This window comes from Streptomyces sp. NPDC055078 (genome assembly GCF_053607985.1).
Window position 1 is genome coordinate 1 of record NZ_JBSGUP010000063.1, and the last position, 22,937, is coordinate 22,937.

Annotated in this window: 21 protein-coding genes and 2 pseudogenes; 8 read left to right on the forward strand and 15 right to left on the reverse strand. The window is 71.2% G+C overall.

The features are described 5' to 3' along the window. Positions 1-124: 124 nt before the first annotated feature. Together ACWF94_RS08400 and ACWF94_RS08405 are read right to left on the reverse strand one after the other, a co-directional pair. A complete protein-coding gene (locus ACWF94_RS08400; protein ID WP_453485951.1) occupies positions 125-556 on the reverse strand; it encodes a VOC family protein in 432 nt (143 codons plus the stop codon). 28 nt (positions 557-584) lie between these two features. Beyond that, positions 585-1,109 (reverse strand): pyridoxamine 5'-phosphate oxidase family protein, encoded by a 525-nt coding sequence (locus tag ACWF94_RS08405; RefSeq protein ID WP_453485952.1) that lies wholly within the window; start codon positions 1,107-1,109, stop codon positions 585-587. 203 nt (positions 1,110-1,312) lie between these two features. Here ACWF94_RS08405 and ACWF94_RS08410 point away from each other — a divergent pair, with 203 nt between their 5' ends. Continuing rightward, the gene (locus ACWF94_RS08410; RefSeq protein ID WP_453485954.1) at positions 1,313-4,312 is read left to right on the forward strand and encodes a bifunctional [glutamine synthetase] adenylyltransferase/[glutamine synthetase]-adenylyl-L-tyrosine phosphorylase; all 3,000 of its coding nucleotides are present in this window, start codon (positions 1,313-1,315) and stop codon (positions 4,310-4,312) included. 54 nt (positions 4,313-4,366) lie between these two features. Here ACWF94_RS08410 and ACWF94_RS08415 read toward each other — a convergent pair whose 3' ends face one another. Next, complete coding sequence (locus tag ACWF94_RS08415; protein WP_453485956.1) at positions 4,367-4,771, reverse strand: hypothetical protein; 405 nt, start codon at positions 4,769-4,771, stop codon at positions 4,367-4,369. 97 nt (positions 4,772-4,868) lie between these two features. Beyond that, a pseudogene (locus ACWF94_RS08420) lies at positions 4,869-5,033 on the reverse strand (UTRA domain-containing protein); the annotation flags it as partial. Between ACWF94_RS08420 and ACWF94_RS08425 the strand changes: the two are divergent. From ACWF94_RS08425 to ACWF94_RS08435, 3 genes and pseudogenes are all read left to right on the forward strand, one after another. Next, positions 5,031-5,288: pseudogene (locus ACWF94_RS08425) on the forward strand (adenosylhomocysteinase); the annotation flags it as partial. The pseudogenes ACWF94_RS08420 and ACWF94_RS08425 overlap by 3 nt on opposite strands. Before the next feature lie 12 nt (positions 5,289-5,300). Further along, positions 5,301-5,843 (forward strand): NUDIX hydrolase, encoded by a 543-nt coding sequence (locus ACWF94_RS08430; protein ID WP_453485958.1) that lies wholly within the window; start codon positions 5,301-5,303, stop codon positions 5,841-5,843. A 90-nt stretch (positions 5,844-5,933) separates the two neighbouring features. Beyond that, on the forward strand, positions 5,934-6,449 hold the full coding sequence (locus ACWF94_RS08435) for an FBP domain-containing protein (RefSeq protein ID WP_453485960.1): 516 nt from the start codon (positions 5,934-5,936) through the stop codon (positions 6,447-6,449). A 29-nt stretch (positions 6,450-6,478) separates the two neighbouring features. Here the strand turns inward: ACWF94_RS08435 and ACWF94_RS08440 are convergent, their stop codons facing one another. Both ACWF94_RS08440 and ACWF94_RS08445 read right to left on the reverse strand, forming a co-directional pair. Further along, positions 6,479-6,766: a DUF397 domain-containing protein gene (locus ACWF94_RS08440; RefSeq protein WP_453485961.1), complete on the reverse strand. Its 288-nt coding sequence runs from the start codon at positions 6,764-6,766 to the stop codon at positions 6,479-6,481. Further along, the gene (locus ACWF94_RS08445) at positions 6,763-7,581 is read right to left on the reverse strand and encodes a helix-turn-helix domain-containing protein (RefSeq protein WP_453485963.1); all 819 of its coding nucleotides are present in this window, start codon (positions 7,579-7,581) and stop codon (positions 6,763-6,765) included. The genes ACWF94_RS08440 and ACWF94_RS08445 overlap by 4 nt, the downstream gene beginning before the upstream one ends. A 119-nt stretch (positions 7,582-7,700) precedes the next feature. On the opposite strand from ACWF94_RS08445, the gene ACWF94_RS08450 reads away from it, so the two are divergent. The 3 genes from ACWF94_RS08450 to ACWF94_RS08460 all read left to right on the forward strand — a co-directional run bounded on the left by ACWF94_RS08450 (position 7,701) and on the right by ACWF94_RS08460 (position 8,788). Then, positions 7,701-7,931, forward strand: a complete 231-nt coding sequence (locus ACWF94_RS08450; protein ID WP_453485965.1) for a hypothetical protein — start codon at positions 7,701-7,703, stop codon at positions 7,929-7,931. A gap of 1 nt (position 7,932) precedes the next feature. Next, complete coding sequence (locus tag ACWF94_RS08455; protein ID WP_453485967.1) at positions 7,933-8,379, forward strand: hypothetical protein; 447 nt, start codon at positions 7,933-7,935, stop codon at positions 8,377-8,379. Positions 8,380-8,557: 178 nt separating this feature from the next. Beyond that, entirely contained in the window at positions 8,558-8,788 is a 231-nt protein-coding gene (locus ACWF94_RS08460; RefSeq protein ID WP_453485969.1) for a hypothetical protein, read from the forward strand. Positions 8,789-8,861: 73 nt separating this feature from the next. On the opposite strand, the gene ACWF94_RS08465 is transcribed toward ACWF94_RS08460, so the two are convergent. The 4 genes from ACWF94_RS08465 to ACWF94_RS08480 all read right to left on the reverse strand — a co-directional run bounded on the left by ACWF94_RS08465 (position 8,862) and on the right by ACWF94_RS08480 (position 15,759). Then, on the reverse strand, positions 8,862-9,839 hold the full coding sequence (locus ACWF94_RS08465; protein WP_453485971.1) for a phosphatase PAP2 family protein: 978 nt from the start codon (positions 9,837-9,839) through the stop codon (positions 8,862-8,864). 131 nt (positions 9,840-9,970) lie between these two features. Next, the gene (locus ACWF94_RS08470) at positions 9,971-11,581 is read right to left on the reverse strand and encodes a glycoside hydrolase family 13 protein (RefSeq protein ID WP_453485973.1); all 1,611 of its coding nucleotides are present in this window, start codon (positions 11,579-11,581) and stop codon (positions 9,971-9,973) included. Between the two features lie 314 nt (positions 11,582-11,895). Beyond that, positions 11,896-12,621, reverse strand: coding sequence for a TetR/AcrR family transcriptional regulator (locus tag ACWF94_RS08475; RefSeq protein ID WP_453485975.1), 726 nt, complete (start codon positions 12,619-12,621; stop codon positions 11,896-11,898). A gap of 54 nt (positions 12,622-12,675) precedes the next feature. Continuing rightward, positions 12,676-15,759 (reverse strand): alpha-N-acetylglucosaminidase, encoded by a 3,084-nt coding sequence (locus ACWF94_RS08480; protein ID WP_453485976.1) that lies wholly within the window; start codon positions 15,757-15,759, stop codon positions 12,676-12,678. 100 nt (positions 15,760-15,859) lie between these two features. On the opposite strand from ACWF94_RS08480, the gene ACWF94_RS08485 reads away from it, so the two are divergent. Continuing rightward, positions 15,860-16,390 carry a hypothetical protein gene (locus ACWF94_RS08485; protein WP_453485978.1) on the forward strand — a complete coding sequence of 177 codons (531 nt, stop codon included), beginning with the start codon at positions 15,860-15,862 and terminating at the stop codon, positions 16,388-16,390. Between the two features lie 91 nt (positions 16,391-16,481). Here ACWF94_RS08485 and ACWF94_RS08490 read toward each other — a convergent pair whose 3' ends face one another. The 5 genes from ACWF94_RS08490 to ACWF94_RS08510 form a co-directional block, all read right to left on the reverse strand. Then, on the reverse strand, positions 16,482-18,113 hold the full coding sequence (locus tag ACWF94_RS08490; RefSeq protein WP_453485979.1) for a DUF1996 domain-containing protein: 1,632 nt from the start codon (positions 18,111-18,113) through the stop codon (positions 16,482-16,484). Positions 18,114-18,450: 337 nt separating this feature from the next. Then, complete coding sequence (locus ACWF94_RS08495; protein WP_453485981.1) at positions 18,451-19,098, reverse strand: LuxR C-terminal-related transcriptional regulator; 648 nt, start codon at positions 19,096-19,098, stop codon at positions 18,451-18,453. After that, complete coding sequence (locus ACWF94_RS08500; protein WP_453485982.1) at positions 19,083-20,357, reverse strand: sensor histidine kinase; 1,275 nt, start codon at positions 20,355-20,357, stop codon at positions 19,083-19,085. Before ACWF94_RS08500 ends, ACWF94_RS08495 begins: the two co-directional genes overlap by 16 nt. 356 nt (positions 20,358-20,713) lie before the next feature. Next, positions 20,714-21,730, reverse strand: coding sequence for an SDR family oxidoreductase (locus ACWF94_RS08505; RefSeq protein WP_453485984.1), 1,017 nt, complete (start codon positions 21,728-21,730; stop codon positions 20,714-20,716). Between the two features lie 199 nt (positions 21,731-21,929). Next, a complete protein-coding gene (locus tag ACWF94_RS08510) occupies positions 21,930-22,565 on the reverse strand; it encodes a winged helix-turn-helix domain-containing protein (RefSeq protein ID WP_453485986.1) in 636 nt (211 codons plus the stop codon). Positions 22,566-22,937 lie beyond the last annotated feature (372 nt).

Sequence of the window (22,937 nt, forward strand, 5' to 3'; positions counted from 1 at the left end):
CCCGCGCGCTGCCGCGCGGCAGCCGCCGGCCGGCAACGCCGGTCCCGGCCGCCTCAGCGCTCCGACAGCGGCGACCGGAGACCCCGGCGACCGGAGACCTCAGCGACAGCGGCGACCGGAGACCTCAGCGCTCCGACAGCGGCGACGGTGCCTCCTGGATCGCCCAGCCGTTGCCGTCCGGGTCCTTGAAGAACAGGAAGGAGTTCCACTCGCCGCCCGGGCCGTCCTCCCAGCCGCTCTCGCCCACGTGCTGGATCGCGCTCACCTCCACCGACCGCTCCACCAGCGCCGCCCGAGCCGCCGCGAGGTCCGTCACACAGAGCTGAAGGCCCTGGAGCGTGCCCGGAGTCATCGCGGGCTGCCCCGGGTTGTCCGGGAAGCCGCTGAGCAGGCTGACGGAGCAGCGGGATCCCGGCGGGGTCAGCTGGATCACCCGGATTCCGGGAGCCACCTCCTGGTCCAGATCGACCTTGAAGCCGCAGCCCTCCTCGTAGAACTTCTTCGAACGGTCCAGGTCGGTGGCCGGAATGGTGATGATCTCAAGCGTCAGTTCCATCGCGAGCTTCCTTTTCCTTTCGGGTGAACTACCGCTCGGGGAGCCGGGGGAAGCGCCAGCGGGTCTGGCCGTAAGGGGCCTTGGCGAAGCCGAACGCCGTCCGGGGCTCGACCCGGAACACCAGGGCCGGTCCGCCGTCGCCGACGAACATCCCGTCACGGACCTCGAAGGTCCACTCCGGGCCGTACTTGTCGAGGAACGCGCCGGCCAGCGCCCGCAGCCGCGCGTCGTCGCCCTCCCGTACCGCCTCACCCTCGATCACCAGGTCCTGGCCCTCCCTCAGGGCGTTGCCGCCCGTCGTGAGCACCACTTCCCGGTTGGCCCGGAGATTGACGGCCTTGCGCTCGTCGGCGCCCGTGCAGAAGTGCAGCGCGCCGTCCTGCCAGACGGCGATCAGCGGGGTGACATGCGGCCGTCCGTCCGGCCGTACCGTCGACAGCCAGAAGACCTCCGCCGCCGTCAGCCTGGCGACCGCGTCGGACCACTCCCACGCCGTCGCCTCCTCCTTGCTGTAGCGCGCGTCCAGCTCGGTCCGCGGAATGGTGTCGCTCATGAAATGGTTCCCTCTCGGCAGGTCCTTCGGGTCGTCCCAGTGACGACCCCGGGCGCTCCCGGGACTCATCGGTCCGGCGCGGATCTCCTGGTTCCGCCTCGCGCCCCTGCGGCTAGTCTCGGTGCCACACGTCTTGATCGCAGGGCGAGGCCGCCACGAGCCGGTCCGGGGTCGGGACGAGGACAGGGCGAGGAGACGGCGGGATGAGAGCTGTGCCGGGACGCAGGGGCAGTACGTTCACTCGGCTGCTGCGGCATGGCTTCACCGACCCCGGCGGCGCCGAGCGGCTTCTCGACCTCCCGGCCATGGCGTCCGTACGGACCGACCCCGTACTCCTCGACGCGCTCGGCGCGGTCGCCGACCCCGATCTCGCGCTCCGCGGTCTCGTACGCCTGGTGGAGGCACAGCCGGACACCGGGACCGTCGACCGGCGCGAACTCCTCGACACCCTCGTCACCGCCAAGCCCCTGCGCGACCGCCTCCTCGGGGTGCTGGGCGCGTCCGAGGCGCTCGGGGACCATCTCGCCCGGCACCCCGGCGACTGGCGGGCGCTCGCCACCTACGAGGCGGCGGATCTGCACCCCGGTGTCGAGGAGTTCGAACGCTGCCTCGCCGACGCCGCCGACCCGGTCGCCCTGAGGGTCGCCTACCGGCGCTGTCTGCTCTCCATCGCGGCCCGCGACGTCTGCGGTACGACCGAGGTCGCCGAGACCGCCGCCGAACTGGCCGACCTCGCGACCGCCACCCTGCGCGCGGCCCTCGCCATCGCCCGTACGGCCGCCCCCGACGACGCCGCCCGCTGCCGGCTCACCGTCGTCGCGCTCGGCAAGTGCGGCGGCCACGAGCTGAACTACGTGTCCGACGTGGATGTCGTCTTCGTCGCCGAACCCGCGGGTGACGAGGAGGAGAACGCGGCGCTCCAGGCCGCCACCCGGCTCGCCTCCCATCTGATGCGGATCTGCTCCGAGACCACCGTCGAGGGCACCATCTGGCCGGTGGACGCCAATCTGCGGCCCGAGGGACGCAACGGGCCGCTGGTGCGGACCCTGTCCAGCCATCTCGCGTACTACCAGCGGTGGGCGAAGACCTGGGAGTTCCAGGCGCTGCTCAAGGCCCGCGCGGTCGCCGGGGACCTGGTGCTCGGCGAGGAGTACATCGACGCCGTCTCCCCCCTGGTGTGGCAGGCCGCCGAACGGGAGAACTTCGTCCCCGACGTACAGAAGATGCGCCGCCGCGTCATCGACAACATCCCCGTCGCCGATGTGGAGCGCGAACTCAAACTCGGGCCCGGCGGACTGCGGGACGTCGAGTTCGCCGTCCAGCTCCTCCAGCTCGTGCACGGCCGCAGCGACCCCACCCTGCACAGCGGCAACACCCTGGAAGCCCTCAGGGCGCTCGCCGAGGGCGGCTATGTCGGCCGGGTCGACGCCTCGCAGCTCGATGACGCGTACCGCTTTCTGCGCGCCATGGAACACCGCATCCAGCTCTACCGGCTGCGGCGCACCCACCTCGTCCCCGAGGACGACGCCGATCTGCGGCGGCTCGGCCGTTCGCTGGGACTGCGCACCGACCCGGTGACCGAACTGAACCGGGAGTGGCGCCGGCACGCCTCAGTCGTCCGCCGGCTGCACGAGAAGATCTTCTACCGGCCGCTGCTGGACGCCGTCGCCCAGCTGACCTCGGGCGAGACCCGGCTCAGCACCCAGGCCGCCCGCGAGCGGCTGGAGGCACTCGGATACGCCGACCCCGCGTCCGCGCTGCGCCATCTGGAGGCCCTCGCCTCCGGTGTCACCCGCAAGGCCGCGATCCAGCGGACCCTGCTGCCGGTGCTGCTCGGCTGGTTCGCCGACTCGGCCGACCCCGACGCCGGACTGCTGGGCTTCCGCAAGGTCTCCGACGCCCTCGGCAAGACCCCCTGGTACCTGCGGCTGCTGCGGGACGAGGGCGCCGCGGCGGAGAATCTGGCCCGGGTCCTGTCGGCGGGCCGCCTCGCCCCCGATCTGCTGCTGCGCGCGCCCGAGGCGGTCGCCATCCTCGGCGACCCCGAAGGTCTCCGGCCCCGCCGCCGCGACCATCTCGAACTGGAGATCCTGGCCGCCGTCGGCCGCGCCGACACCGCCGGGGGCGCGGTCGCCGCCGCCCGTGGCGTACGCCGCCGGGAGCTGTTCCGCACCACCGCCGCCGACCTCATCGGCTCCTACGGCACCGAGGAGAGCCCCGCCGAGGCCGACCCGGGAGCCCTGGTCGACCAGGTCGGCCGAGCCGTCACCGACCTGAACGCGGCCACCGTCGCCGGGGCCCTCAGGGCCGCCGTACGGGAACGCTGGGGCGACGAGCTGCCGACCCGGTTCGCCGTCATCGGCATGGGGCGCTTCGGCGGACACGAACTGGGATACGGCTCCGACGCGGATGTGCTCTTCGTCCACGAGCCGCGCGACGGGGTGGACGAACAGGAGGCCGCGCGCGCCGCGAGCACCGTCGTCACCGAGATGCGGCGCCTCCTCCAGCTCCCCACCGCCGATCCGCCGCTCCTCATCGACGCCGATCTGCGCCCCGAGGGCAAGAGCGGGCCGGTCGTCCGCACCCTCGCCTCCTATGAGGCGTACTACCGGCGCTGGTCCCTCGTCTGGGAGAGCCAGGCCCTGCTGCGCGCCCACCCGATGGCCGGGGACCCGGAACTGGGGGCCCGCTTCATCGACCTGGTCGACCCCCTGCGCTATCCCGCCGAGGGCCTCGGGGACGACGCCGTACGCGAGATCCGCCGCCTCAAGGCGCGCATGGAGTCCGAGCGGATGCCGCGCGGCGCCGACCCCACCCTGCACACCAAGCTCGGCCGCGGCGGCCTCAGCGACGTCGAATGGACCGTCCAGCTCCTCCAGATGCGCCACGGCTGGGCCGAACCCGGCCTGCGCACCACCCGCACCCGCGAGGCCCTCGCCGCCGCCCACAGCGCGGGCCTCATCACCACCGAGGACGCCCAGACACTGGACGAGGCGTGGGTCCTGGCGAGCCGGGTCCGCAACGGCGTGATGCTGGTACGGGGCCGGGCCGGTGACACCTTCCCGTCCGACGGGCGCGAGCTGGCGGCCGTGGGGCGCTACCTGGGCTACGGCCCCGGCCACGTCGGCGACATGCTGGACGACTACCGCCGCACCACCCGCCGCGCCCGCGCGGTGATGGAGACGCTTTTCTACGGCGCGTGAGCCCGTGGCCCGGCCTTCAGCCCGATGATCCGGCGCGGGGCCGAGGGGCGGCGCTCAGGCGACGCCCTTCTGCGGCGCGCTGCACTGCACGTCCTCGCCTTTGTCCGTGTAGCAGAGCGTGAGCCATACCGTCGTGCCCTCCTTGAGGTTGAGGTCCTTCTCGGCGGAGTCGTTCACCCCCCCGTTGGCGTGGACCGAAGCCTTGTTGCTGCCCCACGTCAGATAGGCCCGGGCACCGAGACCGTCCTTCTTGTAGTCGGACACCCGGAGCTGGTCGCCCCAGTCGTAGAAGTACGCCCCGGCGCGCTCCGTACGGATGGACTGGGTGGTGCCGGCCGACGCGGTGGACATTCCGGCGCCGAACGCGGCCAGGGTGGCGATGCCGACGACGGTGGCGCGGGCGGCGGACTTGCGGAACTTCACGATGTCCTCCCAGAGATAGATGTCAGGCGCAAACACCCCAGACGGTTCATGGTCATGTTTATGTCTGTCAATAGCTGCCTATGTGATCAGCTAAAAATCTCAACAATGGCCAGAATTGAACATGCGGCGACGATCAGTCTGAGGTGAACTCGTACTGCACCTCGTAGAGATGGCCTGCCTTGACCATCACCGTGGCCTCGATGGGACGGTTGCCGTCGCTGTACACGACGCGCAGGGTTCGCAGCACCGGCAAGCCACTGGGCAGCTTCAGCAGCACGCACTGCTCCTGAGTGGGCACGTGGCCACCGTGACCAGCAGCGAGGACGAACTCGAACTCGGTGGGCTACCGGACGTGTACCTGCTCAATGGCGGCAACGCCGTCAACTTCCTGCACGGCGCCAGCGTGGGCCCTTTCATCTTCCTTGTGCAGGCCGAGACACTCGCCGCGTCCGCCGCACTCGCACGCGGCAGCCTCGCCCCCGGAATGCACGAGGTCAACCCGACCGACCGCGCCGCCATCGCCGGGACCTGGCTCGACTACTTCAACCGGTGAGGAGACCTGCCCGTGCCCATCACCCCCGACCAGATCCGCGAGACGCTCGACGGCTACCTCGATGCGCATCCAGACGACAAGGAGCGGCTCGCGGTCATCCCGGCCCTCCTCGAAGCCGGCGCCGATCTCGCCAGCCGCGAGGAGTTCCGGGGCCATGCCACCGCCGGAGCGATTCTCGCCGACTCCACGGGGCGTGTGCTCCACATCAGGCACCTCGCGTTGAACCGCTGGCTCCTGCCGGGCGGTCACCTTGAGCCGGAGGACACGAGCCTCCTCGCCGCCGCACGGCGTGAGCTGACGGAGGAGACCGGTATCCCCGCCTTGGCCGTCATTCCGGCCGGACGCCGTCCCGTGCACATTGACGCCCACCCCATTCCCGCCAACCCCGCCAAGGGTGAGCCGGACCACCGGCACTTCGACTTCAGGTTCCTCTTCCGCACCTCCGCCGACGTCGGCGAGTTGCAAACCGAGGAGGTGACCGCTGCGGCCTGGCTACCCGCAGACAGCCTGGAGAACGAGATCCTGCGCGCCAGGGTCCTCGCGGCGCTGCGCTGACCGGTGGGGCGGGGCTGGCCCGGGGTGTGCGGACGGTGACGCACCCAAAACGGGATGACTGTGCCACCTGGGCTGTGTACGGTCCGTCCCGTGGACCCGCTCACCGAGAAACAGATCCGCTCGTGCTTCGTGAACTGCTCGAAGGGCGAGGCGAGCCGTATGCGGCTCCCCCTCGACTTCGCCGAAACGCCCTGGCAGGACCTGGATTTCCTCGGCTGGATCGACCCCGGGGCCCGGCTGCGGGCACATATCGTCATCCCCCGTGAGACCGGCCCGATCGGCATCACCCTGCGTGTTCCCGGCGCGGGCAACACCAGCGCGGTCAAGTCCAGTCTGTGCCGGATCTGTCTGACCGGCCACGCCTCCTCCGGCGTCTCCCTCCTGGTCGCCCCGCTCGCGGGACCGGCAGGCCGGGACGGCAACACCGTGGGTACGTATCTGTGCGCCGATCTCGCCTGCTCGCTCTATGTCCGGGGCAAGCGCCAGCCCCAGCTCCGGACCAACCAGTACGAGGAGAGCCTCACCCTTGAGGAACGGATCACCCGCACCGTGACCAACCTCGACGCCTTCGCCGCGAAGGTCACCTCGGCCCAGCGGGCGGCCTGAGCAGTCGGGCCGCCACGCGGGCCGGGGCCTCAGACGTTCCCGAACCGCCCTCGCCGGACAGCGGATACGAACGACGTGAACACGGCTGACTCGAACATCAGGGCCGGACCGTGGGGGTTCTTGCTGTCGCGGACGGGGACGACGTGGGCGATGCCTTCGCCGACCTCAAGGCACTCCCCGCCGTTGGTGCTGCTGTGGGTGCTCTTGCGCCAGGTGACAGGAAGTGTGCTCGCGCCCACCTCGACACAGTTGCCGCCGTTGGTGCTGCTGTAACTGCTCTTGTGCCATATGACGGGCAGCTCGCTTGCGCGGATCATTGCTTCAGTCCTTCCAGGTGTACGCCGATCAGCTCGGCCGACTCCTCGGGCGACAGGGCTACGGCCCTGAGCAGATCATAGGCATGGCAGGCGGCCCTCACCTCCGCCGTATCAAGCACAATGCTGCCTTGTGAGAAGTTGTCCGCGTAGAGGACATCTGGGCCTTCGTCGAAGCTCATCACCGTAAAGGGCCCCGCAAGGCCAGCGTGGGCGGGGACGCTCCGTGGGATCACCTGGATCACCGTGCGGGGTTTCTCGCCTGCCTGAAGTAGGCGCTCAAGCTGCGCCCGCATCACTTTCGCTCCGCCGATGGGCCTGAGCAGAGCCTGTTCGTCCACGATGAACCACAGGCGGGGCGGAACCTCCCGCTCAAAGAGACTCTGACGAGTCATCCGGGCGGCGATCAGGTCGTCAAGGTTGTCCGCCCGCACGGCACTGAGCATGGCGCGGGCGTATTCCTCCGTCTGCAACAGACCATGGATGACCTGGCCCTGAAAGGACCGGATTGATGTGGCGTCCCGCTCCAGTTGAACGAACGGCAGGAACCACGATGCATACGCATGGTGGATGACCAGCGGGTACAGCCTCCCAAAGTGCCCGTCCGTCCCCAGCGCTCGGTCCAGATCCTCCGCCAGGTCCTTCGACGGCACCCGCCGCGCCGCCTCGATCTTGCTGAGCATCGACTGGGTCGTATGGGCCTTCTTCGCCAGCTTTTCCTGCGAAAGACCGGCGGCTGTTCGAATTCGGAGTAACTCGCAGCCGAAGAAGGCGAGTAGTGAGGTCGCGGGGTCCGGTCCATCGGTCTCTGCGGTCATGCGTGCACCGCCTTTCATGACTCTCGTCGTGTCATGGCGTCCCACCTGTTGCGCCGAAGCGCACAGCGCAACTCTAGGGCCACACAGAGTGAACTGCCCAGAGAAAGGCGCGGAAAGTCATGACAAGGGGAACATCGTTTGAGCCGACGATCGGCGATGTTGTCAGGGACGCGGCCAGAATGTGCGTGGGGCGGGTCGTGGGTGCCAGGGGAGGGCTGATCCTGCTCTGGTCGCTGAAAGGCGGTACGGAATGGGAGGCCATTCCGGAGAACCTGAGTCCGGCCGCGCAGTCCGACGCGATGAGCGCCGCCGTCGCCGAGGTCAACGCGCAGAGCCGCTGGGGGCTGTGAGATGACGACCGTGGTGAACGGGGAGGTCCGGCGGGTCTGTGCGGTGACCGCGACCCTTCCTCTTCGGCTGCTGGCGCTGGTGCTGGAAATCGCGCCCGGGGAACGGCCGCATCCGCTGGAAGTGGTGACCGGGTTGCGGTGTGCGATGGAAGAGCATGCGGACGGGCCGCATTTCGATCTGGTACACGAATTGAAGGACGCCGGCCGGGGTGAGGTCTGGGTGCGGTGGGAGAGCGGGTGCGAACCGGAATGCGTAGCCGTACTGCCGGACTGCCCCGCCGACAACGGAAAGCCGGACGGCGAGAATGACGCGTGCACGCTATTCAGCGAGCATCCCGGCGGACACAGTTTCGCTTTCTGTGACCCGGAGTACGACGCGATCCTCGCCAGCCCCGAGTACGACCGACTCAGGGCCGAAATCGACGCACACCTCCGTGGCACGTCATAAGCGCCCGCCCACGCGACGAAAGCACCCTGTCATGCGCCATGCCGTCTGCCGCGTCCTGCTCTGGGCGCTGAACCTGCTGTCCCCTCCGGAAGGAGCCCGCCCTGAAGGACGCCCTCCGGAAGGACGCCACCCTGAGGGACGTCAGCGAAAGCGACGCCACCCCGGGGGACGCCGTCGAGTGCGACGCCAACGCGACGTATCCCTCCCCGGGCCGGTGGCCACCTGGCATCCACGGCCCGCGCGGGAACACCGCTGGTCCGGCCCGCCCTCGCCGTACGCCGCCGAGAGCCTGCTGCCGCTGCGCGGGGAGGAGACGGCGGCGGTCCGCCCGTATGTGCTGGCGGAAACCACGCTCGATCTCGGTGTGATCCGGGAACACCGGCTCCCCGCTCAGGGGATACACGGCTGACGGAGAAGACGGTGGCGCGGCGGCGCACGGATGGACGGGCGGGTGCGCCCGGGGACGGGGGCCCGGGGCCCGTTCAGACGCGCGCCGGGCGCGGCTTCTCCGGTTCGGCGGGGCGGCCGGATTCGGCTGAACGGTCCGGCTGGTCCGCCTGGTCTGTCTGGTCCGCCGAAGGCGGCGGGCCCGAGGTGTCCGACCCGCCCGGCCGCTTCCGCATCGAACCCGGCAGACGCGGCAGCCGGTGCGGCAGGGCCCGGTACCAGAGGTAGGAGAGCGTGAAGCCGAAGGCCAGGCAGATGATCCCGCCCACCGCGTCCAGCCAGAAGTGGTTCGCCGTGGCGACGATGACGACCAGCGTCGCCACCGGGTACAGCAGTCCCAGAATCTTCGCCCACGGCGCCGACGCCACGACGAAGATGATCAGCCCGCACCACAGCGACCAGCCGATGTGCATCGACGGCATCGCCGCGTACTGGTTCGACATGTTCTTCAGATCGCCCGACGCCATCGAACCCCAGGTCTCATGGACCATGACGGTGTCGATGAACCTCAGGTCGTGCATCAGCCGGGGCGGTGCGAGCGGATACAGGTAGTAACCGACCAGTGCCACGGCGGTGGTGGCGAACAGGGCGAGCCGCGCCGCCGCGTACCGGCCCGGATGCCATCGGTACAGCCACACCAGGACGCCGATCGTCACGATGAAGTGCAGCGTCGCGTAGTAGTAGTTCATGGACACGATCAGCCATGTCACCGAATTCACGGCGTGATTGACCGAGTGCTCGAACGCCAGGCCCATGGCCTGCTCGACGTCCCAGAGCCAGTCCGCGTTCCGCACGGCCTGGGCCTTCTGCTCCGGTACCGCGTTGCGGATCAGTGAGTACGTCCAGTAACTGACCGCGATCAGCAGGACCTCGAACCAGATCCGGGGGCGGCGCGGCGAGCGCAGCTCCCGGAACCGGGCGGCGCGGGAACGCGGTGCGCCTGCCGCCTCGTCCGCCATGGGTGACGGGGTGGCCGTCCGGCCTGTCAAAGTCTTCGCGGTCGCTTCACCCATGGGACAAGAGTCTGCCAGATGCGCACCCACCCACCGATCATCCCTCGGTCCCGTTCCCGGCGCACCCGCTCCATCCTACGGAGGACCCCTCCCCGGCTTCTGAGTCAGGGATCCGGCGGGGTCCGTACGGGTCACAGGGCCCACCAGACGCAGGTCTCGCCCGGAATACGCACCGTCCCGCCGCCGGACTCCAGCGCTGCCGACGACACCAGTGGACGCCCCGGCGCGGGCAGTTCCACATCCGTGGCCAGGGTGTTCAGGGCGCAGACCAGCCCCGGACGGCTGAAGACCAGCAGTCCGTCCGGACCCGGCAGCCACTCCATGGGGCCGTCGCCGAGCCCCGGCAGCTCCCGGCGCAGGGCGATCGCCGAGCGGTACAGCTCCAGCGTGGACCGTTCGTCGCCGCTCTGCGCCTCGACCGACAGCTCGCGCCAGGACGCGGGCTGCGGCAGCCAGCTCGCCCGCGGGCCGAATCCGAACGGTGCGGCGGCGCCCGACCAGGGCAGCGGCACCCGGCAGCCGTCCCGCAGCCCGTCCTGGCCGTCCCCCCGGAAGAACGCCGGGTCCTGCCGGAGCGCGTCGGGGAGGTCCCGGACCTCTTCGAGTCCCAGCTCCTCGCCCTGGTAGACATACGCGGAGCCGGGCAGCGCGAGGGTGAGCAGCGCCGCCGCCCTGGCCCGGCGCAGGCCCCGCGCCCCGCCGCCGTAGCGGGTGGTGTGGCGTACGACATCGTGGTTGGAGAGCACCCAGGTGGTGGGAGCGCCCACCGAGGCCGTCGCGGCCAGTGATGTGTCGATCACCTTCCGCATCGCCGCCGCGTCCCAGGCGCAGGTCAGGAACTGGAAGTTGAACGCCTGGTGCAGTTCGTCGGGCCGTACGTACAGCGCCAGCCGCTCGGGGGAGGGCGCCCACGCCTCGGCGACGCCGATGCGCTCGCCCTCGTAGCTGTCGAGCAGCCGGCGCCAGGAGCGGTGGATCTCGTGCACTCCGTCCTGGTCGAAGAACGGCAGCACCTGGGCGCCGATCATCTTGGCCTGCTCGCGCATCCCGATGTCCGGCATGCCCCCCGCCTTGACCATGCCGTGCGCGACATCGACCCGGAATCCGTCGACGCCCAGGTCCAGCCAGAACCGCAGGATCGACTCGAACTCCTCGTGCACCCGGGGCTGTTCCCAGTTGAGATCAGGCTGCTCGGGCGCGAACAGATGCAGATACCAGTCGCCCGCTTCGGTGCGCGTCCAGGCCGGGCCGCCGAAGACCGACTCCCAGTCGTTGGGCGGCAGTTCACCGCCGGGGCCCCGGCCGGGACGGAAGTGGTACAGCTCCCGCTCGGGGGCGCCGGGGCCGCCCGCGAGCGCGGCCCGGAACCAGGCGTGCTGGTCGGATGTGTGGTTCGGCACGATGTCGACGATGACCCGCAGGCCCAGCCGGTGCGCCTCCCGGATGAGATCGTCCGCGTCGGACAGGTCCCCGAACAGCGGGTCCACCGTCCGGTAGTCGGCGACGTCATAGCCGCCGTCGGCCTGCGGCGAGGCATAGAACGGGGTGAGCCATACGGCGTCGACGCCCAGCCCCGCGAGATACGGCAGCCGCGCGCGGGCGCCCCGCAGATCGCCGATGCCGTCCCCGTCGCTGTCGGCGAACGAGCGCAGATACACCTGGTAGATGACGGCGTCCCGCCACCAGCCGGCCGCGGGTGCGGGGGGCTGGTCGCGGAGGGTGGAAGCGAGCTGCTGGGTCATGTATGCGCCCCTGTAAGTCATCAAATACGGGTCGTGCTGTTATGTATGGGGATGATTCCCCCCTACCTTCCGGTCAACGCACGCCGCGCGGATACGGACACGAAGCGCCCGGTCCGGTCGCGGCGGCCGTCCGCCCCGGGCCGTCGCGGCGCGAAGCTAACAGCCCGGCGACTCGTGGTGAGAAGACCTTGCGCAAAGAAGACGGAGAGATCGCCCGGTTGTGACCTCCCCGTGTCCCCGGGGCCCGGGTGCGGGACCGGCGCGCTCCGGGCCATGAGCCGCCCGCCCGGGCGTCCGCCCGGGGCGGCTCGCCGCTACGCCGTGCGCGGGGCGGGGACCTGGGCCGGCGCGGTGGGGGCGATCGCCAGCAGCCGGCCCAGCAGCTCACCGAACGGCCCCTCGGCCGGCTCGCCGTCCAGCAGCCCGAGGACGACCGCCGCCATCTCGTCGTCGTACGCCGCACTCACCGCGCACAGCGCCGCGAAGTCGTGCACGAGCTGCAACTCCAGCTCGGCGCGGGGGATCTGCCGCCCGTCCAGCCACAGCAGCGCGGTCGACTCGGCGAGCGACACCCAGGAGCGCACCACCAGCGTGAGCCGCGCGGGGGGCGTCTCGATCTCCAGGTGCGACATGATCTGTTCGTACGCGGCCTGCCGGACGTCGTCGATCATCGCGTTCGTCGTGGTGGAGCCCACCGCCGGGCCGCCGCGCATCAGCGCGGAGAATCCGGGCCCGTGCTCGTCCACGAAGTCGAAGAAGCGGCCCATGACCCGCAGCAGCCGCGCCCCGAGCGGGCCTTCGCGGGGCTCGGTGAACCGCCCGGCCAGCTCATCGGCCGCCCGCCGCAGAGCCGCCTCGTACAGACTCTGCTTGCCGGGGAAGTAGTGGTAGACGAGCGGCCGGGAGATGCCGGCGGCCGAGGCGATCTCGTCGATGGAGACCTCGTCGGGGGAGCGGGCGCTGAACAGCTCCAGCGCCACACCGATCAGCTGCTGTCTGCGCTCCTCCACGCCCATCCTGCGGCGCACCCCGGTCGTCATATGAACAGCCTACCGACTGGGGTGCGCTCACTTGTTCTATAGGTCGGGTTCTGATTACACCAGGGACCAGGCGCTGAAGTGGACGGTGCCACGGGCGCCGCTGCCACCGTTTATGGCGGTCATGAAGAGACCGGCGTCCTGGATCGCGGCGGACCCGGGGGCCGTTACCGTGCCCACGGTCCGCCAGGTGGTGCCGCCGTCGAGGGAGAACGATCCGGTGAAGGAAGCGCCCTGGCCACGGACCAGCCGGAGCAGTACGGGCGCCCGTACGCCGGTCACCCGGCGGTAGGTGTCCAGGGTGCCGTCGCCGTTCGAGTCGTAGGACAGGGCGACGCCCTGCCCGGGGGTGACGGCCAGGTTCACAAAGCCCGCCGACCCCTGGGTGGCGAGGCTGTTGCGTACGACGATGCCCGCGCGCGCCCACGAGCCCGTGTTGTCCTGGGAGTCGACCCGCAGGACGACCGTCGTGCCCGGCCTCATCGCGCCCTCGCGGTAGGCCGTGCCGAAGTGGGTGGTACCGCGCCACAGGTCGTTGCCCGCGCCGTTGACGGCGAAGCGGTCGCCGAGCTGGCCGAAGACCGCCGCGTTGCTGGTGAAGGTGCGCCACGCGGGATCGAGCGGCGCGGCGATGTGCACGGCGCTCCGCTGGGTGACCGAGACCCGGTCCTGACCGCTCGGGCCGTACTGCGTCGACAGGGCGTACGGCAGGGGTTTGAGGGGCTCGGTGAGCGGTTCGGCGGGGGCGGTGACCCGCCAGGAGACCGCGCCGGTCGACCCCGGGCCGACCCGGTCGAGCGAGGTCGCGCCCTCGGGCCGGGGCGACAGACCGGTCGCGGTGAGCGCGAAGTCGACCCGGCCGGTGGCCCGCAGCCCGTTGAGGTTGCGGAACGCGGCGGTCAGGGTGCCCGAGCCGCCGGGGGTGAAGGCGGGCGGATCGAGGGAGACCGTCGCGTAGCCCTGGTAGGGCGCGGTGGCCAGGGTGTCGTGCACCCGGCGGGCCGTGCGATGGGCGTCCCCGGTCGGCTTCACCGGATAGGCCCGCCGGTCTCTGGTCCACGCCTCCTCGCCCGGATACCAGTCGATGGACTTGGGCGCCCGGCCCTCCGCCAGCGCGGTGGCGACCTCGTTCAGATAGGTCTCCCACTGCGGCACATGGACATCGCCGATCAGTCCGTGCCAGTCGCGGTTGGCGTAGTTGCTGAGCTGCCCCGCCACCACCCGGTCGCCCCAGGTGGTGAGCATCACCCGGGCGGTGCGCTCCAGTTCCACCGCCTCCTCCGGACTGGTCGCCAGCCGTTTGGCGTCCTCCAGCCAGGGCCCGAGCAGAAACGCCCGGTGGCACCCGGCCATCGTGTCGCTCAGCCGCATCAGCTTCAGCCACAGCGCCGACAGGGCGCGGAAGGCGGCTACGTCCTTGGTGGCGTACGCCGCCCGCAGCGGGAGCTGGAGGGTGCGCGAACGGTTCGCCAGGGCCTGCCGGGCCACATCGGTCAGATCGTGCCGGTAGGCGTCGGAGTCGCGCAGCGACTCGTCCACCTCCAGCAGCGCCGCCAGCGCCCGGTCGAAGGCGGCCGGATCGAAGGCCGTGCCGATGGACGAGGTGAGGCTCGGCCGGCGCAGGAACAGCGAGTCGTACGGCCGCCCGTCGGTGCTGGTCAGCTTGTACGCGGTCGCGGCGAGCGCGGCGAAGGCGTCGCGGGCGTCCTCGTCCTCGCCGCCGTAGCGGATCGTGGCGTACTCGGTGAACCAGGCGTCCCGGTCGATCCGCTCCTTCCGCCACGCCAGTTCGCTGAACAGCTCCAGGGCCGCCGGGTCGCGCTCGGCGGCCTCCGGCATATACGCGGTGCCCACCAGCGCGCTGCCTGGCCGGTCGCGCCAGGCGGTGAACTTCGCGGTCCACCGGTCGGTGTTCGCGCCCATCGTCGTACGCCCGCCGAAGTTCGGGATGGTGCCGAAGGCGTACGGGGCGCCGCCCCACTCGGTGTCGCGGTCGGTGACGGTGTCCAGATCGGAGAGTCCGTCGACGATCAGCACCCGGCTGGTGTCGATGGCGTCCAGCAGCGCCGGGCGGGGATTGGACTGCCAGCCGAGGATCACCCAGGTGGCATCGGGGGCGGCGGTCCGCAGCGAGGTCTCCACCGCGCGGGCCGCGTCGGCGACGGGGACGTCCCCGGCGGTGCCGCCCTCGTGCAGCAGATCCATCTTGAAGAAGCCGGCCGTGCCGAAGAGTTCCCGCTGATGCCGGTAGAAGGCGGCGGCGACCTCGGGGAAGACCGGGGTACGGGGGTCGAGCCAGTCGGGCCTGCGCAGCCCGTTCCAGGTGCCCTGGGGGATGACCCGGGAGCCCGGGTTGCGGGTGGTGAAGCCGTCCGGGACCGTACCGAAGTAGCCGGGCAGCACCGGGTGCATCCCCAGCTCCCGCATCCGCCCGACGATCCTCTGCCCCAGCTCGGTGCGGGTCCGGAGCAGGGCGGGGGAGACGGGACCGCCGTACTCGCTCATGTTCTGGAGCAGCCACCACGGCTGGTGCGACGGCGCGGGCAGCCAGGTGCGGGACTCCGTGTCCGAGTAGCCGAAGTCCATCAGCAGCCGGTGGTAGACGGCCTCCTGACCGGGGGTCACCAGGACCTCGTTGCAGCCGTGGAGCGCGAGGACGTCGAGCAGCCGCTCCCAGCGGGCCCAGTCGGCGTACGGGGCGGTGTAGCCGTCGTGGGTGTCGTTGTACGCGAACCGGTGCGGTACGGTCGCCGACCGCTCCAGCGCCCGGCGCGGGGCGGGCAGTTTCGCCGGGAGGTCGAGCTGGCTGCCCGACCAGGAGATATGCGCCCGGCAGACATACTTCAGATACCAGTGCACCCCGGTGAGGATCACGGCGGGCGTGGTGCCCGCGACCTCGATCCGGCCGGTGGTGCCGGTGACCTTGAACCGGTCGGGCCCGCCGTCCAGCATCCGCAGCCGGAACTGGCCGGCGTGGCCCGGCAGCAGCCGCCGCAGCGCGGCGCCGGCCGGGCCGGTGCCGGCCACCAGGGGGGCTTGGGCGGTTGTGGCGGTGGCGGCGGGGGCGTGCCCCCCGAGGGCCGTCCCCACCCCGACCGCTCCCGCGGTACCCAGTACCGTACGTCTCGACAGCTCGAACATCAGCGCCTCCGTGTTACCCACGTCACAGCCGGTGCGTGCGTGGCGCAGGTTACTCGGCGTTCGGCCTCGCGGAAGGGCGCGAACGAGGCACGATGGCCGGATGCGGACCAGGACAAGGACGGGCGCGGGCCGTACGGGCCGTGCCGCACTGGTAGTTGTGACGCTCGCGCTGGCCGCCGCGTGTTCCTCGGGCGGTGACGGCGATGGGCGTGGCGGCGACGGTGACCAGGCCCCCGGGACCGGTGCCCAGGCACCCGAGACCGCCACGGGCACCCTGGAGCAGCTCGCCGAGCGCGCGCAGTGCGAGCCGAACATCCAGACGGACGCGCAGGAACTGCGCCAGGCGAACTGCGCCACCGGCGACGGAAAATATGTGCTGACCACCTTCGCCTCCGACCGTGGCCAGCGCGAATGGATCAATGAGGCCAACGACTACGGCGGCAGCTATCTGGTGGGCCGCCGCTGGGTCGCGGTCGGCGACGAGAAGGTCGTCGCCGCGCTGCGCGGCCGGCTCGGGGGCTCGGTGGAGACCGGCTCACAGCACCACTCGGGGGACGGCGGGGGCAGCGGTGACGGCGGGGGCAGTGGCGACAGCGGTGGGAGCGAGGGGCACGAGGGCCACGGGAGCTGACCGCGCGGGTACGGGGGCGTATACGGGGCGTTCCGGCACAGCCGAACGGCCGGACCCGGCCCGGTCAGGGGTCAGGTCCGGCCGGTCCGGATCACCTGCACTTCTGGCCGTTGTTGATACAGCCGACCATCCGGTTCATCAGCTTCCGGTCGAAGACATTGATGAAGTCACCGTGGTCCGTGACGGGCTTGTGCAGCTGCTCCGGGAAGGAGTCCACCGCGAAGCCGGGCCCCGGGGGCACGTCGTACACGATCCGCTGGACGAGCTGCGGGATCGCCTTGAACCCCCTGGCACAGCGGCCGTTCCGGTCCGCGAAGGCCACATGGGTGCGGTGGTTGGCGCTGTCGGTGTTCCGGCCGTCCCAGCAGCTCTGGAACTTGAAGGTACGGACGACCTGGCTGCCCTGCGGACAGATCGGGTACTTGTCCTTGAGCTGCCGGTTCTCGAATCCGGTGCAGCTCCAGGAGGCGTTGGCGTTGCCGGGGCCGTTGACGAACGCCTTGGCGTCGCCCGTGATGATGCGCAGCAGGCGCGGCATGGCGGTCACCTTGCCGGCCGGGCTGCCGACGAAGTTCATCGTGACCTGGGCCGGGGTCTGGATCTCGCCGACATTCTGGTCCTTGCCGCCGCCGTCGTCGTTGGCGTCGCTTTCGTCGGCACCGTTCTGGAGGCGCAGCACGGGCCAGAAGTAGGAGGACCGGTCGCCTCGGTTGCGGCAGGTGGTGCGGCCCCGGCGGAGGTCGTCGTCGCTGGCGAAGGCGTCATTGGCCTGGTTGCCGACGTAGTCGTGCATATGGTGGGCGCCGTTGGAGACCCCGGGCGCCACGATCACATTGTCGGGGTTGAACAGACCGTTGGCGTTCACACCGCAACTGGTGGCGAAGGTGCCGCGGGAGGCTCCGCGGCCCTGGCGCGGGGTCTTCACATTCGGCCGGACGGAGCGGATGTCGACGAAGTCGGACGCCTCGGGGCCGTTGCCCGCCTGGCCGCCGCCCTGGCCGTTCCCCTGTCCGCCGTCGCCTTGTCCGCCGTCGCCTTGTCCGCCGTTGGCGTCACCGCCGCCTTGACCGCCGTCCGCGTTGCCGCCGTTCTGGCCCTGGCCGTCTTGGCCGCCTTGGCCGTTCTGGTTGTTCTCGCCGTTCCTGTTCCCGTTCTGGTCCTGGTTCCCCTGGCCTTCGTTCTCGCCACCGTTCTGACCGTCGCTCTGGCCGCCGTTCTGGCCGTTGTCGTCGTCCTTGACGCTGTTGGTGTCATCGGCGCGCAGAGTGCAGCCGGCCAGTTTCTCCATGCCCTGCGGCCGTTCGGCGATTCTGCCGATGGCCGCGGCGATCTGCTCGATGCTCTGCTGCCGCTTGTCTCTCAGCGGCGCGAGAACGGCGCTCTCGCCGTATTCGGGATCGCGCTGGACCCGGTCCTTCTGATCGGCGAACAGCTTGTACGCGTCGGTGATCTGGCTGTCGATCGCCGCCAATGCACGGTCGACCTCTCCACGCGCCTCACCTGGCATCTCGGGAGGAAGCGCGTCGGCGACCTCCGGGCAGTCGATGGTGGATATCTGCCGTCCGGCATTCCCGGTCCACTGAGTCCCGGGTCCTGGCTGGTCCTCGCTCGCGGATGCGTACACATTGACCGCTACGAGCCCACCCCCGCCCATGATCAGTGCGAGCGAGGCCACGATCGCCTTGTTCGCCAGAGTCGAACGTTTCCTTGATGTGCGTCCCATGGAACTCCTCTGCTTCGTTGCCGGGGGATTGGGTTGAATCATGCGGTCCCGGCAGAGGGAGAAGCGCGCCGTTCCATACGGACCGGGCTGGGGCGAGTGTTCAGCCCGGGCGGGAATTCGTAGAAAACTCCATCGGCAAACCAGGTGAGACCGAGCGAATGCGGACGCCCGGTTCGTCATGTCCAGTTATGCACCTCTTTGCGGCGGAGATGCGGAGATGCGGAGATGCAGGGATACGAGGATACGGAGATACGGACCGGTCCCGACCCGGGTCCGGACCCGGGAGCGTGTCCGAGCGCGGGCCGCGCCCGGGTCGGTCCACAGGGGTGGACGCGGTTCAGCCGTGGTCCAGATACGCCAGCACCGCCAGCACCCGCCGGTTGTCGTCGTCCGACACCGGCAGTCCCAGCTTCGCGAAGATGTTCGACGTGTGCTTGGCCACCGCGCGCTCGGTCACCACCAACTGGGCGGCGATCGCGGCGTTGGACCTGCCCTGCGCCATCAGCTCCATGACCTCCACCTCGCGCGGGGTCAGCCGGCCCATCGGCCGGTCCTGCGAGCGCCGGGACAGCAGCTGGGAGATCACCTGCGGATCCATCGCCGTCCCGCCGTTCGCCACCCGCCGTACGGCGTCGACGAACTGGTCCGCGTCGAAGACCCGGTCCTTGAGCAGATAGCCGACCCCGCCGGCGCCGTCGGCGAGCAGCTCCCGCGCGTACAACTGCTCCACATGCTGCGAGAGCACCAGCACCGGCAGCCCCGGGCGGGCCCGGCGCGCGGCGAGTGCGCACTGGAGGCCCTCGTCCGTGTGGGACGGCGGCAGCCGGACGTCGACCACGGCGACATCCGGCTCAAGATCCGCCAGCGCGCTGCTCAGCTCGGGCCCGCTCTCGACGGCGGCCAGGATCTCGAAGTCGTACGCCTCCAGCAGGCGCACCAGACCGTCCCGCAGCAGAAACAGGTCTTCGGCTAGAACAACTCGCAAGGGATCTCCATGGTGACCATGGTGGGGCCGCCGACGGGAGAGCTGACGGCCAGGACGCCGTCGAATGTACCGAGCCGGCGTTCGACCCCGCTCAGCCCGGACCCGGAACCGATCGACGCGCCGCCACCGCCGTTGTCCGTGACCGAGATCCGCAGCGCGCCGCCGGTGTAGCTGATGTCCACCCAGATCCGGTTCGCGCCCGCGTGCTTGACCGCGTTGGTGAGCGTCTCGCTGACCGCGAAGTACGCCGCCGACTCCACCGGGGCGTCCGCGCGGCCCCGCAGTTCCACATCCACCTCGGCGGGCACCGGCAGCCGCAGGGCGAGCGCCTTGACCGCGTCGCCGAGCCCGCGCTCCGCCAGCACGGGCGGATGGATGCCCCGGACCAGATCGCGCAGCTCGGTCAGTGCCTCGGCGGAGGACTCCCGGGCCTTGGAGAGCAGCTCCTTCGCCCGCGCCGGGTCCTTCTCGATCAGTGCCTCGATGGTGCCGAGGTTCATCCCCATGGCGACCAGCCGGGCCTGCGCGCCGTCGTGCAGATCCCGCTCGATGCGGCGCAGCTCGGCCGCCGAGGTGTCCAGGGCGTCGTGCCGGGTCTCGGTGAGCCGGTCGATGCGCTGCTCCAGCTCCTCCTGCCGGGTGGGCACGAGCACCGATGAGGCGAGCCGGAAGTGGGTGCGTACGAGCAGGGGGCCTGTCGTGGCCGCGATGGCGATGAGGACCGTGCCGACCAGCGCGGCGGCCCCGGCCGTACCCCAGCCGCCGACCGGGACGAAGAGATACCAGAACGGGTCGTCGACCGCCACGATCGGGGCCCACAGGCCCATGACGAGGAGCACGCCGAACAGACCGTGGGCCAGCAGCGTCGGCGTGAGGAGCGCGACGACCGCCCCTGCCGTCATGTCCACCAGCAGCCACTGCAGATCCCGCCAGGTCGCCGGGTCCTTCAGCAGCAGGGCGCAGCGCTCGACCTGCCCGGTGATGCCGGTGCGCAGATCGGGCGGAAAGGGGCGGTGCGCGGCGGGAATCCGGATACCGGACCACTGGGCGGCCAGCAGCCGGCGCTGATGGGCGTGCGTCCGCACCAGCAGCAGCAGGGCCGGGGTGGTGAAGACGCCCACACCGATCGGGATCAGGGCGATGGAGACCACCGCCAGGACGAAGAGTGTGATCGATCCGACCAGCGCCAGCAGCGCCAGGGCGAGTCCCTGGGCACCGGCCACCAAGGTGGCACCTGTCCTCGTCGCTGTCGCTTTCATGGCATTCCCCTCGGCGTTCCCCGCGGCGGTGTTCCGCCCGGCCCCCAGTGTGTCCCGGGTGTCCGGCGGGGGCACTGGGCCCCGCCACCGGACCGGGGGTGTAGCTGGCACCACCACGGGCCGCGCGGCCCGGCGCCGGATGAGGGGACGGGCCCGGCGCCGGCGGGCAGGAGCGGGCGCTACCGGGGGAGGGGTTCCGCCTCCACTTCCGGGGCCCGAGGGGTTCCGCCTCCACCCTCCGGGGCCCGAGGGGTTCCGCCTCCACCTCCCCGGCCCGAAGGGTTACGCCCCCCCACCTCCAGGGCCCGATGGGTGGTCCTCCCGGGCCGGGCCCACCGCCGGCGGGCGGGGAGGCGTTACAACGCGAGGAGCTTCGCCTCGACCTCCGGGGACAGGCCCGGCGCCTTCGAGCGGCCGGGGCGGTTCGGGCGCGGAGGCGGGGTGCCGCCGATCGACTGGAGCCAGGACCAGGTGTCGGCGACGGTCTCGCCGATCGGCCGGCAGCGCAGTCCCGCGCCCATGGCCTTGGCGACGTCCAGCCGGTACACCCCGTTGTGCAGCTCGGCCGCCTCGACCGGCGGGACCCAGACCGGGAGTTCGGTCCACGGCTCGACCCCCGCGGCCATGATCACGTCCGGCGGGGTCCAGCGCAGCTCGGCGGCCGATCCGGTGACCCGGAGGCAGGCCGTCAGCAGCTCCTCCATCGTCGTATGCCCCGGCTCGCTCACCATGTTGTACGCGCCCCCGAGACCGGCCTCGGCCGCCGACAGCGCCCAGTCGGCGAGGTCACGCACATCGATGTACTGGATCGGACTGTCCCGGGGCCCCGGAGCCAGTACCGGCCCGCCGCGCGCGATCCTGCCCAGCCACCACGGCAGCCGCCCGATGTTCTCCCACGGCCCGATGATCAGGCCCGCCCGCAGCAGCAGCGATCCCTCGTCGCCGAACGCGTCGATCGCGGCCAGCTCACCGCCGCGCTTGGTCTCCGCGTACGGGACGTCCTCGTCGTCCGGCGACCCCTCGACCACCGGGCCCGTCTCGTCGGTCCCGGCGGCCATCGGCCAGGCATAGACCGAACAGCTCGACACATACACATACCGTCCGGCCCGCCCCGCCAGCAGCCGCGCCGTGTCCCGTACCGCCCGGGGCGCCAGCGACCAGGTGTCCACCACCACGTCCCACTCGCCGCTCTCGGGGGACCTGAGCGCGTCGAGCCCGCCGGGCTCGGTGCGGTCTCCCCGCAGTGCGGTGACGCCCGGGGGCGGGGCGTGCCGTCCCCGGTTGAACACCGTGGTGTCCCAGCCCCGTGCGAGGGCGCTCTCCACGACGGCGCGTCCGGCGAATTCGGTTCCACCCAGTACCAGCAGTCTCATACCCCCGACTCTGCCCTCCCGCCCGCCGCCCTGCCCACCCTTCTGCCAGGAGCAGAGCCCGGGCGGGGCGCCGGGCCCGGCCCTGGGCGGGGGCGCGTGGACCCGGACCTGGGCGGGGGCGCGTGGACCCGGACCTGGGTGGGGGCGCGTGGGACCCGGCCCCGGCCCCGGTCCCGGTCGGGTGGGCCGGGACCACGGCTCACGGGGCGTACTTGTAACCCACCCGCCGTACGGTCCGGATGGTGTCGCGGTGCTCCGGGCCCAGCTTGCGGCGGAGCCTGGCCACATGGACATCCACGGTCCGGCCGTCGCCGACATGGCCGTAGCCCCACACCGTCGTCACGAGCTGATCGCGGGAGTGCACCCGGTGCGGATGGGCCACCAGATGCGCCAGCAGCTCGAACTCCAGATAGGTCAGCTCCAGCGCCCGCCCCGCCACCAGCGCACTGCGCTCCACCGGATCGATACGGACCGGGCCCGCCCCCGCGCCGGAGCCCGCGCCGTCGGCGGGCTGGGGCGTCGGGGCGAGTGCGGCGGGCGGGTGCTGGTCGGCCGGTACGAGGACGAGATAGCCGACCATCGGCGGACGGCCCGGCAGACCGGGCAGGCTGTGCTGGGGCGCGGGCAGCCAGGTGGCCCCCGGCGGCAGGAAGCCGGTGACATCGGCGAGACCGAGGGGCGGCGGGGCCTCGTCGCGGTGCGGGATCTCGTCGCGGTGGATGGACCGCAGCCGGTGGCGTGCGGTCCTGGCGGCGGCGTCGGGCCCGCCGAAGGCGGGAGCGGCGGGGACGGCGGAAACGGCGGGGACGCTGGAAATGGGGCGGGAGTTCGCCATGAGAGATCAGTTCTCTTTCGCGCGGAGGAAGTCGTCGTGTCGAGAGGACGGACGTACGTCGTGCGCGTGGGCCGAGGCCGGCGAAGCGGCGTCAGAGGGCCTGCGCGGTCACCGCGCGGCAACACTCCCGGTCGAAGTCGTGGTGCTGCCGGGACGGCCAGAACGGCTCAAGGTCGCTGCGACCTGTCGCGGGGTTCTCAAGGCTGGCCATGGAACTCATTGAAGCAGATGAACACGGTACGAACGAGCGGCCCTCTCACGGACCGGGACGCCGATCCCGTCACACCGGCAGCCACCGTGGCGCCCGGGCCCGTCGGAAACGCCCGAGTCGCGGTGACGGTCCGGCGGTCATGGCGGTCATGGCGAAGGGGG